The sequence below is a fragment of the Haloterrigena gelatinilytica genome, assembly GCF_013342145.1.
Lineage (GTDB): Archaea > Halobacteriota > Halobacteria > Halobacteriales > Natrialbaceae > Haloterrigena > Haloterrigena gelatinilytica.
In genome coordinates, this window is the sequence record NZ_JABUQZ010000001.1 from 1,194,830 (window position 1) to 1,209,286 (window position 14,457).

The 14,457-nt window shown below is 67.0% G+C and carries 12 protein-coding genes and 1 pseudogene; 9 read left to right on the plus strand and 4 right to left on the minus strand.

The window, feature by feature from the left end; genetic code table 11:
* Positions 1-729: 729 nt before the first annotated feature.
* Both HTZ84_RS06100 and HTZ84_RS06105 read left to right on the plus strand, forming a co-directional pair.
* Positions 730-1,518 (plus strand): annotated as a pseudogene (locus tag HTZ84_RS06100) (hypothetical protein); the annotation flags it as partial.
* A 74-nt stretch (positions 1,519-1,592) separates the two neighbouring features.
* Positions 1,593-2,549, plus strand: coding sequence for a M48 family metallopeptidase (locus HTZ84_RS06105; protein ID WP_174679858.1), 957 nt, complete (start codon positions 1,593-1,595; stop codon positions 2,547-2,549).
* 198 nt (positions 2,550-2,747) lie between these two features.
* On the opposite strand, the gene HTZ84_RS06110 is transcribed toward HTZ84_RS06105, so the two are convergent.
* Positions 2,748-3,014, minus strand: coding sequence for a hypothetical protein (locus HTZ84_RS06110; protein WP_174679859.1), 267 nt, complete (start codon positions 3,012-3,014; stop codon positions 2,748-2,750).
* Between the two features lie 266 nt (positions 3,015-3,280).
* Here HTZ84_RS06110 and HTZ84_RS06115 point away from each other — a divergent pair, with 266 nt between their 5' ends.
* Positions 3,281-3,907: a GNAT family N-acetyltransferase gene (locus HTZ84_RS06115; RefSeq protein ID WP_174679860.1), complete on the plus strand. Its 627-nt coding sequence runs from the start codon at positions 3,281-3,283 to the stop codon at positions 3,905-3,907.
* A gap of 44 nt (positions 3,908-3,951) precedes the next feature.
* Here HTZ84_RS06115 and HTZ84_RS06120 read toward each other — a convergent pair whose 3' ends face one another.
* On the minus strand, positions 3,952-4,188 hold the full coding sequence (locus tag HTZ84_RS06120) for a hypothetical protein (RefSeq protein ID WP_174679861.1): 237 nt from the start codon (positions 4,186-4,188) through the stop codon (positions 3,952-3,954).
* 186 nt (positions 4,189-4,374) lie between these two features.
* Between HTZ84_RS06120 and HTZ84_RS06125 the strand changes: the two genes are divergently transcribed.
* The 4 genes from HTZ84_RS06125 to mce all read left to right on the plus strand — a co-directional run bounded on the left by HTZ84_RS06125 (position 4,375) and on the right by mce (position 10,302).
* The gene (locus HTZ84_RS06125; RefSeq protein WP_174679862.1) at positions 4,375-6,060 is read left to right on the plus strand and encodes an acyl-CoA mutase large subunit family protein; all 1,686 of its coding nucleotides are present in this window, start codon (positions 4,375-4,377) and stop codon (positions 6,058-6,060) included.
* Positions 6,061-6,236: 176 nt separating this feature from the next.
* Complete coding sequence (locus HTZ84_RS06130) at positions 6,237-8,477, plus strand: PQQ-dependent sugar dehydrogenase (protein WP_174679863.1); 2,241 nt, start codon at positions 6,237-6,239, stop codon at positions 8,475-8,477.
* A gap of 121 nt (positions 8,478-8,598) precedes the next feature.
* The gene (locus HTZ84_RS06135) at positions 8,599-9,576 is read left to right on the plus strand and encodes an aldo/keto reductase (RefSeq protein ID WP_394353260.1); all 978 of its coding nucleotides are present in this window, start codon (positions 8,599-8,601) and stop codon (positions 9,574-9,576) included.
* Positions 9,577-9,918: 342 nt separating this feature from the next.
* Complete coding sequence (gene mce, locus HTZ84_RS06140) at positions 9,919-10,302, plus strand: methylmalonyl-CoA epimerase (RefSeq protein ID WP_174679864.1); 384 nt, start codon at positions 9,919-9,921, stop codon at positions 10,300-10,302.
* 32 nt (positions 10,303-10,334) lie between these two features.
* Here the strand turns inward: mce and HTZ84_RS06145 are convergent, their stop codons facing one another.
* Both HTZ84_RS06145 and HTZ84_RS06150 read right to left on the minus strand, forming a co-directional pair.
* Positions 10,335-10,724, minus strand: coding sequence for a hypothetical protein (locus HTZ84_RS06145; RefSeq protein WP_174679865.1), 390 nt, complete (start codon positions 10,722-10,724; stop codon positions 10,335-10,337).
* A gap of 87 nt (positions 10,725-10,811) precedes the next feature.
* Positions 10,812-11,486 carry a ferredoxin--NADP reductase gene (locus tag HTZ84_RS06150; RefSeq protein WP_174679866.1) on the minus strand — a complete coding sequence of 225 codons (675 nt, stop codon included), beginning with the start codon at positions 11,484-11,486 and terminating at the stop codon, positions 10,812-10,814.
* Positions 11,487-11,787: 301 nt separating this feature from the next.
* Between HTZ84_RS06150 and HTZ84_RS06155 the strand changes: the two genes are divergently transcribed.
* Positions 11,788-13,542: a 2-oxoacid:acceptor oxidoreductase subunit alpha gene (locus tag HTZ84_RS06155; RefSeq protein WP_174679867.1), complete on the plus strand. Its 1,755-nt coding sequence runs from the start codon at positions 11,788-11,790 to the stop codon at positions 13,540-13,542.
* The gene (locus HTZ84_RS06160; protein WP_174679868.1) at positions 13,542-14,405 is read left to right on the plus strand and encodes a 2-oxoacid:ferredoxin oxidoreductase subunit beta; all 864 of its coding nucleotides are present in this window, start codon (positions 13,542-13,544) and stop codon (positions 14,403-14,405) included. Before HTZ84_RS06155 ends, HTZ84_RS06160 begins: the two co-directional genes overlap by 1 nt.
* The last annotated feature ends 52 nt before the right edge of the window (positions 14,406-14,457 follow it).

Sequence of the window (14,457 nt, forward strand, 5' to 3'; positions counted from 1 at the left end):
CAGTCGACGCAGGTCCCGGGTCCGTGCCGGCTGCCGGTGCTCCGGTGACCGGTGCCCGTGTACTCCTCGCCCGCCGTTCGGAACGCCGCGCAGTCCCGACAGAGCCGCCACCGATTGTCGACGTCGGCGAGTTCGAAGATGTGGTACGCCATCTCGTGTTGGGTGAACGGTACCGCCGCGTTACAGAAGAGACAGTCCATGGCCGGCCGTGCGCCGAGGAGGTGTGTAACGGTTTCCCACGAACTGTCAGGGAGCGACGCGCCGCACGGGGCCGACGCGAGTCGACCGCGACGACGCTCGGATCGCCGCAGATTCCGGCCATCGCTTTTTGCACTCGAGGGTGGGAGCGACCGCTATGAACGACGCGGACTGGAACGACCTTCGATCGCAGTGTACGGCCCTCGAGTCCGGCGCACAGCTCCTGACGCCGCTGTCCGAGCGGCCGTTCCGAATCGAGACCGACGCCGAGGACCGAATCGTCGTCCGCTTCGCGGACAGCACCGAGGAACGCCCGCTCTGGCGCGAGCAGTTCGGCGTCTTCGACGACCGGCTCGAGGACCAGGGAATGGCCGTCGACGATCTGCAGCCGGGCGTCGAACCCTACGCGGCGGTCCTCACGCTCTCCGACTCGTACGCCGTCGAGGGCGACACGATCGTCAGAGACGAGGACGCGACGGGCGGCGAGAGCCCGTTTCTCGTCTCGGCTGCCGACGCGCGAACGCCGTCTCGGCTGCCGACGCGCGCCCGCTCTGGCGCGAGCAGTTCGGCGTCTTCGACGACCGCTCGAGGACCAGGAATGGCCGTCGACGATCTGCAGCCGGGCGTCAGACCCTACGCGCAGCGTCCTCGCTCTCCGACTCGTACGCCGTCGAGGGCGACACGATCGTCAGAGACGAGGACGCGACGGGCGGCGAGAGCCCGTTTCTCGTCTCGGCTGCCGACGCGCGAACGCCGCCGGAGCGGCTCCACGACGACGCCCTGCTGTTGGCCCACCTCGTCGAACACCTAGACGTCGACGACCACGGCGCCCTCGAGTCGCTCGATACCGAGTCCCTGACGGACTACTACGTCCTCGCCTCGGACGTCCAGCGCGGCGCCGACGGGGTCCGCGCGACGGCCCGAGACGAACTGCTCGAGCGGCTCGGGCCCGAGCAGGAACTGCACGGCCGCTTCGGGACCGTCCGGCGGACGACCCGCACGCGCCGCCGCCCGAAGGACGACGAGACCGTTCTCGCCGCGCTCGACGAGCGCGGGATCCCCCGCGAGTGGGTCCTCGGCGTCGACCCGGACAAACTCGACGTCGTGCTGTCGGTGACCGACCTCGAGGAGGACGCGGTGTTCGACGCCGAGGAGGACGTCTACGTCCAGAAGATCGGCGTCGACGAGGACGAGAAGTACTCGCGGCTGCAGGGCCTGGCCGACCGCATCGACGAACTCGCGGACGCCGAGGGCGAGGCGCTCACCGACGACCTCGAGGCGATCGAGGAGCGCCTCGAGGAGGCGCTGACGGCGGGGTAGTCGGCTCGGTCCGACGGTCGTAACCGCGAAATCCGATACCCGTTTCCGAGAGCCGGCCCTACCGGTCGGTAGCCATGCGTTCCCGCTCGACGGGCACCCGCTTCCTGATGGTCGCCGTCGGCTGCCTGCTCCTCCTGACGTACCTCGGGGTCGCCGGGATCGGCTACCTGGCGCTCGCCGCCCTCTGGCGGGCGGCCCCCGACCCCGCGACGACCGCGCTCGTCGTCGTCGGAACCGGACTGCTGGTCGGCTACCTGAGCTACCGGTTCGGCACGTCGGCGGTCCTCTCGCGGCTCGAGGCCGTCGAACTCCCGCGGTCGCGGGCCCCGAAGCTCTACTACCGACTCGACCGCCTCGAGGAACGGATGGGCGTCGACGCGCCGACGATCTACGTCGCTCAACTCCCGGCGCCCAACGCGTTCGCCATCGGCTCGGCGCGCAGCGGCGCGATCGTCCTCGACCGGTCGCTGCTTCGATTCCTGACCGTCGACGAACTCGAGGGGCTGCTCGCCCACGAGCTCGCCCACCTCGAGGGGTACGACGCGTTCGTCCAGACGCTGGCGCTGAGCGTGTTTCAGACGGTCGCCGGGCTCCTCGTTCTGCTGTGCTCGCCGCTCCTGTTGGCGATCGTCGGCGCCGCGCGGGCGATCGCGTTGATGCGCGGCCGCCCCGGCGCGTGGCCGCGCACGATCTTCGGTCGCCTCCTCCGGCGCCTCGAGCGCGGCGTCCAACTGGCGTTCCTGCTGGTGACCCTCGCCGTCCGCGCCCACTCGCGCCGGCGGGAGTACGCCGCCGACGACCGCGCGGCCGCGGTCACCGGGAACCCGCTCGCGCTCGCCCGCGCTCTTCGGAAGATCCAGCGCGTGGCCGATCCGCGCCGCGGGCTGCTCTCGCCGCTGTACGTGCACACCGAGGACGACGACTGGACGCGGCTCTTCTCGACGCACCCCGACACGAGCGAGCGGGTCGAACGGTTGGTCGAGCGGGCGCGGACCGGCTCGGCGAACGGCCGGTCGCAACGGGTTCAGTGAGCGCCTCGAGACGGTTCGGACTAGCGAGAACGATATCGTAGCGGGGCCGGTGGAGACGTGGAAGCGGAGAGCGGCAACGACGATCGTCTCGAGCCGTTCGAGAACGCGTTTCGGGGCGATGAGTGACTATGGCGAACGAAATGGGTCAGCGCGAGAACTCGAGGACGGGACGCGACGGGATCGAACGGGACGACTCGTTCACACACCGGTCCAGCCGCACTCGACGCACCTGAGGACGCCGCCGTCGTCGATCGTCGTTCCCGAACAGGTCGGGCAGCAACTCACGCGCGTGCCGCCGTCGGTGACCGCGCGCTCGCGCGTCTGCTTGCGCTCGAGCTCGGCCGGCAGCGTCGGATGGCAACTCGCACAGACGCGCTCGGTTCGCCGATGGGTCATGGTCTCCGTTCGGGCTCGGTGCTCGAAGAGACGGGATACCTCGTCACCGCAGCGTTCGCATTCGACCATTGTATGCGAACTATAACCACACTTCAGAATAAGTGTTTCCCATGTGTGGACATAATTCCCTATTCTCGACTAGCATGACTCCATATCCCCGGATCTATAGGACAAAGTCCCCATATACGGTGGCAGAATTGTTCGAACAGTTATCCGGACGGATGCAGCAGGGGATTCGATCGATGACGAGGAACCCCCGTTCGCGCTACGGGAGGCCGAATCGGGCGTCCGCGAACCCGCAAATACTTTTGGCTGCACGGGTCGTACCTCGAATCATGTACGTGCGGGACGCGAAAAACAGGGAAGAGGTCTGGTTGCTCGATCACATCGAGGCAATGGGGCTCGACGAGACGGCGTTCCGCTCGCGCGACTACGTCGTCGCGGTGGACGAAGCCTCCGGCGAGAAGGCCGGCTTCGGGCGGATTCGGATCCACAAAACCGACGGCGCTGCGTCGGCTAACGCCGACTCCGATCGCGCCGGCGGGCGCGCGGACGACGTCTGCGAGCTGACCAGCATCGGCGTGCTCGAGGGCTGGCGCGAACAGGGCGTCGGCGCCCACGTCGTCGAACGGATCGTCGAGTACGCCGGCGACGAGGGGTTCGACACCGTCTACGCGCTGACCGGCGAGGGAGCCTACCTCGCCCAGTTCGGCTTCGAGCGCGTCGAGGAGTCGGAACTGCCGGCGGTGCTCCGGGATCGACTCGAGGACAAGCGCGACGGCGTCGATCCGGACGCCGTGCCGCTCACGATCGACGTCGATCGGTTCCGGATGCCCGACCGCCTCCGCGAGGCGTTCAAACGCGCTCCCGAGGGCCGCGAGGACGTGTCGAACGACGAATCGGCCGAGGACTTCGGGATCGACACCGAGTCGGCGACGTACAAGTACGATACGGGTCGGTAACGCGTCGCGAAACGCCCCGGTCGCGCCGAGGATCGAGCGACGGCTCAGTTACGCCGATCGTGTATCTGCTGTGGCTGCCTGTCGAACCCGTGGGCGAACGCGACCCACGCGATCGCGGAGACGGCGAGGATCGGCGGCAGGATCGCGAACCCCCACAGCGGATCCAGCCCCCAGCCGAGTAACAGGACGAGGTTCGCCACCCCGATCGCGAGAAACGGGGCGACGTACAGCGCCGCCCGACGGCGGTTTCGGTCGTCGTCGGTCGGTACCGGCGGCTCCATACCGGCCCTACTACGGCATCGCTGAAAAGCGGTCGTGCCGCGCCGAGTGACGGTCACGAAATCGGAGGTGTGTGCGGTGACGGCGCCGTCGCTCGAGACGATTCCGCCGGAGTCCCGTCGCGACTCGGGACGATACTGGCCGCCTTCATGAACCTTCAAGCCCCAGCCCGTCAATCAGTAACGATAATGTTCGACCAGGACGATCTCGAGGAGATCCGTGCCAGCAAGGCGGAGTGGCACGAGGAGGAGGTCGCGCCCGTCCTCGAGCGCTTCGGCGAGCGCAAGGACACGTTCACCACCGATACCGGGGGCCAGGAGGTCGATCGGCTCTACGCGCCCGACGACGTCGCCGACCTCGACTACCAGGAGGATCTGGGGAACCCCGGCGAGCCGCCGTACACGCGCGGGGTCTACTCCACGGGGTATCGCGGGCGGCTGTGGACGATGCGCCAGTACGCCGGCTTCTCGACGCCCGAAGACACCAACGAGCGGTATCACTACCTGCTCGACGAGGGGCAGACGGGGCTCTCGATGGCCTTCGACCTGCCGACCCAGATGGGCTACGACTCCGACGACCCGATGGCCGCCGGCGAGGTCGGCAAGGCGGGCGTCGCCATCGACTCGCTTTCGGACATGGAGACCGTCTTCGACGGCATCCCGTTAGACGAGGTCTCGACGTCGATGACGATCAACGCGCCCGCGTCGGTGCTGCTGGCGATGTACATCGCGGTCGGCGACCAGCAGGGCGTCGACCGCTCGGAGCTCCGGGGGACGATTCAGAACGACCTCTTGAAGGAGTACATCGCGCGCAACACCTACATCTATCCGCCCGAGCCGTCGATGCGGATCATCACGGACATCTTCGAATTCTGCGCCGACGAGACGCCGAAGTTCAACACCATCTCGATCTCGGGCTACCACATCCGCGAGGCGGGCTCGACGGCCGCACAGGAACTGGCCTTCACGCTTGGCAACGGCATCGAGTACGTCGAGACGGCCATCGAGGCCGGCCTCGACGTCGACGACTTCGCCCCGCAGCTCTCGTTCTTCTTCAACGGCCACAACAACATCTTCGAGGAGGTCGCCAAGTTCCGCGCCGCGAGGCGGATGTGGCACGACATCGTCGAGGAGCGGTTCGATCCGGACGATCCCAAGTCCAAGCAGCTGAAGTTCCACACCCAGACCGCGGGCTCGATGCTGACCGCCCAGCAGATCGAGAACAACGTCGTCCGCGTCGCCTATCAGGCGCTGGCCGCGGTGCTCGGCGGCACGCAGAGCCTCCACACCAACGGCAAGGACGAGGCGCTCGCGCTGCCGACCGAGGAATCGGTTCGGACCGCCCTGCGCACCCAGCAGATCCTCGCCCACGAGTCCGGCGCCGCCGACACCATCGACCCGCTGGCGGGCAGCTACTACGTCGAATCGCTGACCGACGAGGTCGAAGAAGAGGCCTACGAGATTCTCAATGAGGTCGAGGAGCGCGGCGGGATGCTCGAGGCCGTCGAGCAGCAGTGGGTCCAGCGCCAGATCCAGGACACGGCCTTCGACCGGCAGAAGGAGATCGAGGAGAGAGAGCGGATCATCGTCGGCGTCAACGAGTTCCAGATCGAGGACGAAGAGCCCGAGATGGACGTCGAGGAAGTCACCCAGGAAGACCAGCAGCGCCAGATCGACGGTCTCGAGACGGTCCGGGCCGAGCGCGACGACGAGGCCGTCGACGCGAAACTCGAGGCGCTGCGCGAGGCCGCGCAGGGCGACGCGAATCTCATGCCCTACATCATCGAGGCCGTGAAGGTGTACGCGACGGTCGGCGAGATCTGTAACGTCATGCGCGACGAGTTCGGCGAGTACCAGCCCGGCGGCGCGGTCTGAGGAACTGAACCCACGAGTTGATTCGAGTAACGCTACCGATGTGTCTCGAGTAACACTCGTTTACGGACGCTGCCGTCGGGCGGTTCAGAGGCAACACTCCGTTGTGCGGGGAACTCGGGGGAACGGTCGGCTCTGTTTATCCGAATATCGGCCGACAGCGATGCCGTGAGTTACCTATGAGCGAGCGATCCGACGAGCGACTCGACGAGCGTCCGACCCCGGTATCCGAACCGCCGGTTGACGCCACTGGGACCTCCCGTCGCCGCCTGTTGCAGGCCGCGGCCGCCGCGGGCGGCGTCGTCGCGCTGGGCGATCTCGCGGCCGCCCAGGAGACCGAGACGATCGAACTGGGTGGCCAGACCAGCGGCTGGGAAGGCGTCGCGCCCGAGGACATCGCCGGCGAGACGAACCCGACGCTGGAACTCGAGGCCGGAACCGCCTACGAACTGACCTGGGAGAACCTCGACGGGCAACCCCACAATATCGTCATCGAGAGCGGCGAGGGAGAGGAACTCGAGCGGACGGAACTCCTGACCGGGCAGGGCGAGACCCAGACGCTCGAGTTCGAGGCGACCGAGGAGATGGCCGAGTACTACTGCGAGCCCCATTCGGCGACGATGCGCGGGGATATCGAGATCGGCGGCGGGGGTGCAGGCGGGGCGGAGCAGGACGAAGCGACTGACGAGGAGGCCGCAGCATTCTTCGATCCCGGCGCGGAGATCGGCGTGCAGACGGTCGCAGAGGGGATGACCGCCCCGACGGACATGGCGGTCGCCGACGAGGAGCAGGAGCGATACTTCGTCGCCGACCAGACCGGCGAACTGTGGGTCGTCACGGGAGACGGCCTGCAGGACGAGCCGTTCCTCGACGTCAGCGACCGGATGCTCGAACTCGGAACCTTCCGGGGCGAGTACGCCGAAGGGACCCAAGACTACGACGAACGCGGACTGCTCGGGGTCGAGTTCCACCCCGACTTCGCCGAGAACGGACGATTCTTCGTCCGGTACAGCGCACCGCCGAACGAGGAGACCCCGGACCGCTGGAGCCACGTCTCGGTACTGTCCGAGTTCACGGTCGCGGACGACGGCTCGAGCGCCGATCCGGACTCCGAGCGTCGCCTCCTCGAGATTCAGTCCCCGCAGTACAACCACGTTGCCGGCCCGATGGCGTTCGGCCCCGACGGCTACCTCTACGTCCCGATGGGCGACGGCGGCGGCGCCAACGACGATATGCTCGGCCACGTCGACGACTGGTACGACGAGAACGACGGCGGGAACGGCCAGGACGTCAGCGAGAATCTCCTCGGAAGCGTCCTCCGACTCGACGTCGATCAGGAGGGCGAGGATCGACCGTACGGGATCCCCGAGGACAACCCGCTGGTCGACGAGGATAACGCGCTCCCCGAACACTACGCGTGGGGCTTCCGAAACCCGTTCGGGATCTCCTTCGACAGCGACGGACGGCTGTTCGTCTCCGACGCCGGCCAGGACCTCTTCGAGGAAGCGAACCTCGTCGAGGCGGGCGGCAACTACGGCTGGAACGTCAAGGAGGGGACCCACTGCTTCAGCACGGAGAGCCCCAGCCAACCGCCGGAGGACTGCCCCGACTCGGCGCCCGACGAAGCGCCGTACGACGGACAGGAGCTACAGAATCCGATCGTCGAGTACCCACACGTCTACGAGGAACAGGTGGTCGGCATCACGATCATCGGCGGCCACGTCTACGAGGCCGGCGACATCGAGGACCTCGACGGGAAGTACGTCTTCGGCGACTGGACGGCCGATCCGGCACGACAGTCCCCGCAGGGGCGAATCCTCGCCGCTTCGGAGCCGAGCGACGGCACCGGACAGACGACCGGTAACGGCGGCGGCAACCAGACCGAAGGGACGAGTCCCGACGACCAGGAGGATTCGGAGAACGTGACGCCCGGCGAGGGCGGGATCGAAGAGGGAGGCTTCGAGAACGAGACGAACGCGACCAATGAGACGAACGCGTCCAACGAGACGCCCGACGACGGCGCGGCGGACGTCGGCGGTGGCGGCCAAGAGCAGGTCGTCCCGCGAGACGAGCTCTGGAACATGGAGGAACTCCAGCTCGCCGGCTCAGAAGACGGCTCGTTCCCGTACTTCGTCCGGCAGTTCGGCCAAGACCTCGAGGGCAACGTGTACGTGCTCGCCAACCAGGTGGGCGTTCCGGAGGGCGACACGGGCACGGTCTTCGAGATCGTCCCGCCGGGAGAGGGCGAGTCGCTGGAACCGCCCGCGGAGGACGAAGCGGTCGAATCCGGGGATCAGGCGGCCGACGAGAACGCGACCGAGGACACGCAGGACGAGCCGATCGCCGAGAACGCCACCGACGGTGAGAACGCGACCGACAACGAGACGCCGAGCGCGAACGAGACCAGCGACGGCGCCTGAGCCCGCCGTCGCCGCGTCGCTTCGGTTCGACGGTTCGATCCCGCTCGAGTCGACTCGAGCCACCCGCCGGGCCCATCCTCGAACCACAGCGATTGCGACTCTCTTTGCCGGCCCGGGGTTGATGGCTCACGACGTGAAACACGGAGCCATGCGCGAGACCGTCTCGACAGCGACCGTTACCGCAGGGAACGCCGAGATTCCGGCGCTCGGATTCGGCACCGCCAGAATGACCGGCGACGAGTGCCGGCGGGCCGTCGAGACCGCACTCGAGGTCGGCTACCGACACGTCGACACCGCCCAGATGTACGACAACGAGCGCGCCGTCGGCGAGGCCCTCGCCGCCAGCGGAGTCACCCGTGAGGACGAACGCAGTGAGTCCTCGGAGAAACGAGCGGGAGATGCGGGCTCCGAGCGAAGCGAGGATCCCGGTGAAGCGAGCGGTGAAACCGCGAGCGAGGAGCGACACGTGAGCCGCGAGGACGTCTTCGTCGTCACCAAGGTCCACCCCGACAACGCCGCGCGCGACGACGTCCTCGCGTCGACCCGCGAGAGCCTCGAGCGACTCGGGCTCGAGGCGGTCGACCTCCTCTTGCTCCACGCGCCGAGCGACCGCGCGCCCCTCGAGGAAACGCTGGCCGCGATGAACGACCTCCAGGACGAGGGGGCCGTCGATCACGTCGGCGTCAGCAACTTCTCGGTCGAGCGACTCGAGTCCGCCCGCGAGCTGTCCGAGACGCCCATCGTCGCGAACCAGGTGAAGTACCACCCCTACCACCACCGGGACGACCTGCTCGAGTACTGCGTCGATCGCGACGTTTGCCTGACGGCGTACAGCCCGCTCGCGGAGGGGACCGTCCCGGGCGACGACCGGCTCGCCGAAATCGGCGAGCCCCACGACAAGTCGGCGTCGCAGGTCGCGCTGCGCTGGCTCGTCCAGCAGCCCGGCGTGGCGGCGATTCCGAAGGCCTCGAGCCGCGAGCACATCGAAGCGAACGCCGATATTTTCGACTTCGAACTCTCGAACGACGAGCTGGCGGCGGTCGCCGACGTCGGCGACGGCCTCTGGGATCAGGTGGCCGCGACGCTCGGACTGCGGTGAGAGGTCTCTCGGATCGAACGACCGGGAGGCGATCTCCGCACCGCTTCGATTACTCATCGTATGCGGTGGCGCGCGCTGAGCCGCGCGAGCGACGAGCGAGTCGCGGCTCAAAACTGCGCGAGGGACGAGGACCGCAGCGACTTCGGGGAGCGAGGACCGCAATCGGCTGGGGAGGGTGTGGCGATTCCCTGTTGCCACGATAGCAGAACGGTTCGGTTCGTCTTGGATCCGCGAGTGGGATCTACAATACCAACACTCGAGCGAACGCCGCAAGCCACGATCCGAGACGATTAATTGTCCGGAATCCAAGCGCTATTTGTCGACCACGAGAAACGACCATCCATGCACTTCGATCACGCAGGGATCGCGACCGAGGACGCACGAGAACTCGCCGCCCTGTACGGCGACCTCTTCGGCCTCGAGGTCGCCCACGAGGAGGAGTTCGACGGCATGCGCGTCGTCTTCCTCGAGACGGGCGACGGCTACTTCGAACTGCTCGAACCCCTCGAAGACGGCACCATTTCGCGCTATCTCGAGGACAACGGGGCCGGCATCCACCACCTCGCGCTCGCGACCGATGACGTGGAGGCGGCCCTCGAGACCGCGCGCGACCACGACGTCGCGTTGATCGACGACGATCCGCGGCCCGGCGCGTGGGGCCACTCGGTCGCGTTCCTCCACCCCAAGGACACCGGCGGGATTCTGATCGAACTCGTCGAACACTGAGTAAAGCGGAACGAGGGGCGCCGAGTATCGGGCTACTCGAGTCGGTTCTCGCTCTCGCTCGGTTCGCCGCGGTCGACGTCGATGCGGTGGGGTTCCGGCCGTTCGCTCTCGCCGCTGTCGCTTCCGCCGACCGGAATCTTCGTCCGGAGGTCGCTGGCGAACGACTGAACCTGATCGACCAGCGTCTCGACCTCCTCCGCGAACTCGTCGACGGTACGCTCGACGTAGTGGACGCGCCGGGCCGGAATCCGGCGGACGATATCCCGCCCCTCGTCGTCCTCGCCGGTCTTGATGATCCAGTGGTCCTGGAAGTAGGCGATGTGTTCGTTGGGCACCGACTTCCGGACGGTCTCGTCGGGTTCGTCGTACACGATCGTCGCCTCGCCGATGTCGCGCTCGAGTTCGAGGTCCTCGTCTACCATAGCCGCGCTACCACGCGGGCGCGCGTAGACTCACTGCTTGCGAGCGACCGGTCTTCCTTTTGAGCGTCGAACCCGACGCTCTCGACCTCAGCCGAAGTTTTCGATCAGCGCCTCGTCGGGATCTCCGCCCGCGTCCTCGATGGTGTCCGCGACGAGCGTCACGAAGTCCTCGAAGCCGAACGCGTAGACCCGACCGTCCTCGAGGTGGCTCTCGAGCGCGTCCTCGAGCCCCGCGTCGTCGTCGCCGTCGAGAACGACGACGTCCGCGCCCGCGTCCTCGAGGGCCTCGAGGCGATCGGTGTGGGCCGGCGCGTCGGCCCGATAGATGACGGCCGCGTCGTGGCCCGACTCGTGGGCCGCCTCGGCGATGGCGACCGCGGGGCCGACGCCCGGGCCGCCCGCGACGGCGACGACGTCCTCGTCGCCCTCGTAGGTGATCGTCCCGAACGGGCCCTCGACGTGGACGGTCTCGCCGCCCTCGAGGTCGGCCAGCCACGTCGAGAGATCGCCCTCGGGGTCGATCCCGACCGTGATCTCGAAGGTCTCGCCGACCGACGGGGACGAGAGCGTGTAGTGGCGCATGACGACCTCGTCGTCGTCGACCGTCTCGTCTCCGCCGACGTCACGGGGCACGGCCCGGAGCAGAACGAACTGGCCGGGGCGGGCGTCGAACTCCTCGGGCGTCTCGAGTTCGAGCGCGACGGTGTCGGGGCCTACTTCGCGGATCGATTCGACGGTGACTGGCGTCCCCTCGATTGGCATGTCGACCACGTTTAACGGCCGGTCGAAAAGGCGTTCCGTTCCCCGGCGGGCCGTCGGTAGCGGTCCTCGAAAAGCGACGGCTCGATCGGCGTCAGATACTGAGAAATACATCATGATAGATCGGGCACAGCGTCGCTGCCCGGCGATTTCGGCAGTCGGTCTCGTATTCCGATTCTCGTATTAATTCGATACTGAGTAATGAAAACTGTCGCTTAGCCCCGGACATAACGGCGACTGTTGCGGAGGTCCGGCTATGCTTTCAGAAGCCTTTTCATTTACTGGGAGCAAGGGTCGGCATAACATGGCTGAGGACCTCAACTGGGCGGTTGGAGGCGAGGCCGGGGACGGTATCGACTCCACGGGTAAGATCTTCGCTCAGGCACTCGCCCGAGCCGGACGGCACGTATTCACGTCGAAAGACTTCGCGTCGCGTATCCGCGGCGGCTACACAGCCTACAAGATTCGAACCTCCGTCGAGGAGGTCCAGAGCGTCGTCGATCGCCTGGACATCTTGGTCGCGCTCACGCAGCGAACGATCGACGAGAATCTCGACGAACTCCACGACGGGAGCGCCATTATTTACGACGGCGAGCGCTCCTGGGAGGCCGAGATCCCCGACGAGATGACGGCGGTCGACGTCCCGCTGAAGTCGCTGGCCGAGGACGCCGGCGGCGCGATCATGCGCAACATCGTCGCGCTCGGCGCCGCGTGTGAGATCACCGGCTTCGACGTCGAGTACCTGGACGAAGCCCTCGAGAAGCGCTTCGGCGGCAAGGGCTCGCAGATCGTCGAGAACAACAAGGAGGCCGCGCGCCTCGGACAGGAGTACGTCGCGGAGAACTACGACCTCGAGCACCTCGGCTACAGCGTCGAGACCACGGACAACGACTACGTCCTGCTCAACGGCAACGAGGCGATCGGCATGGGTGCGATCGCCGCCGGCTGCCGGTTCTACGCCGGCTACCCGATCACGCCCGCGACCTCGATCATGGAGTACCTGACGGGCCGGATCGAGGACTACGGCGGCCACGTCGTTCAGGCCGAAGACGAGCTGTCGGCGATCAACATGGCGCTCGGCGGCGCGCGAGCGGGCGCTCGAGCCATGACCGCGACGTCCGGCGCCGGGATCGACCTGATGACCGAGACGTTCGGTCTGGTCGCGACCAGCGAGACGCCGCTGGTCATCGCCGACGTCCAGCGCTCCGGTCCCTCGACGGGGATGCCGACGAAGCAGGAACAGGGCGACCTCAACATGGCGCTGTACGGCGGCCACGGCGAGGTGCCGCGGTTCGTCATCACGCCGACGTCGATCACCGAGTGCTTCTGGAAGACCGTCGAGGCGTTTAACCTCGCCGAGAAGTACCAGACGCCGGTGTTCCTGGTCTCGGACCTGGCGATGTCCGTCACCGAACAGACGTTCCCGCCGGAAGCCTTCGACATGGACGACGTCGAGATCGACCGCGGCAAGCTCGTCGACGACGACGAGGTCGACGAGTGGCTCGACGCGCAGGGTCACTTCCGCGCCCACGCCGTCACCGACGACGGCGTCAGCCCGCGCGCGATCCCCGGCACGGTCGACGGCGCTCACATGTCCACCGGCCTCGAGCACGACGAGCTCGGTCGCCGGACCGAGGATCAGGACGAACGCGTCCGGCAGGTCGACAAGCGCTACCGGAAAGTCGAGACCGCCCAGGAGGAAGAGGACTGGGACTACCGCGAGTTCGGCGACGAAGACGCCGACAACCTCATCATCTCGTGGGGCTCGAACGAGGGCGCGCTCGTCGAAGCCCTCGACTACCTCGAGGAGGACGGCATCGACGTCCGCGTGATCTCGGTGCCCTACATCTTCCCGCGGCCCGACCTCTCGGAGGAGATCGAGGCCGCCGACGACGTGATCGTCGTCGAGTGTAACGCGACCGGCCAGTTCGCCGACCTGATCGAACACGACGTACTTACCCGCGTCAAGCGCATCAACAAGTATACCGGCGTCCGCTTCAAGGCGGACGAACTCGCCGAACAGATCACCGAGCAACTCTCCGCGGAGGTGCCTGCATAATGAGCTCAGACGTACGATTCACCGACTTCAAATCCGACAAGCAGCCGACCTGGTGTCCCGGATGCGGCGACTTCGGGACGATGAACGGCATGATGAAAGCCCTCGCCGAGACCGGCAACGACCCCGACAACACGTTCGTGGTCGCCGGGATCGGCTGTTCCGGCAAGATCGGGACCTACATGCACAGCTACGCCCTCCACGGGGTCCACGGCCGTGCGCTCCCGGTCGGCACCGGCGTCAAGATGGCCCGTCCGGACATCGAAGTGATGGTCGCCGGCGGGGACGGTGACGGCTACTCGATCGGTGCCGGTCACTTCGTCCACGCCGTCCGCCGGAACGTCGACATGTCCTACGTCGTCATGGACAACCGCATCTACGGCCTGACGAAGGGGCAGGCCTCGCCGACCTCGCGGTCCGACTTCGAGACGTCGACGACCCCCGAAGGCCCCAAGCAGCCGCCGGTCAATCCGCTGGCCCTGGCGCTGGCCTCCGGGGCGTCCTTCATCGCCCAGTCGTTCGCCTCCGACGCCCTGCGCCACCAGGAGATCGTCCAGAAAGCGATCGAGCACGACGGCTTCGGCTTCGTCAACGTCTTCAGCCCCTGCGTCACGTTCAACGACGTCGACACCTACGACTACTTCCGCGACAACCTCGTCGACCTCCAGGACGAAGGTCACGACCCCAACGACTACGAGGCCGCCAAGGAAGTCATCCTCGACAGCGACAAGGAGTACCAGGGCGTCATGTACCAGGACGAAAACTCCGTCCCGTACCACGAGAAACACGGCGTCACCGAGGACATGTCGGACATTCCGGACGGCGCGCCGGAAGACGCGATGGACCTCGTCCGCGAGTTCTACTAACGACCGACGAACTGCCGTCCCTTTTTCGCGCGCTATCGGAGTAGCGACGGCG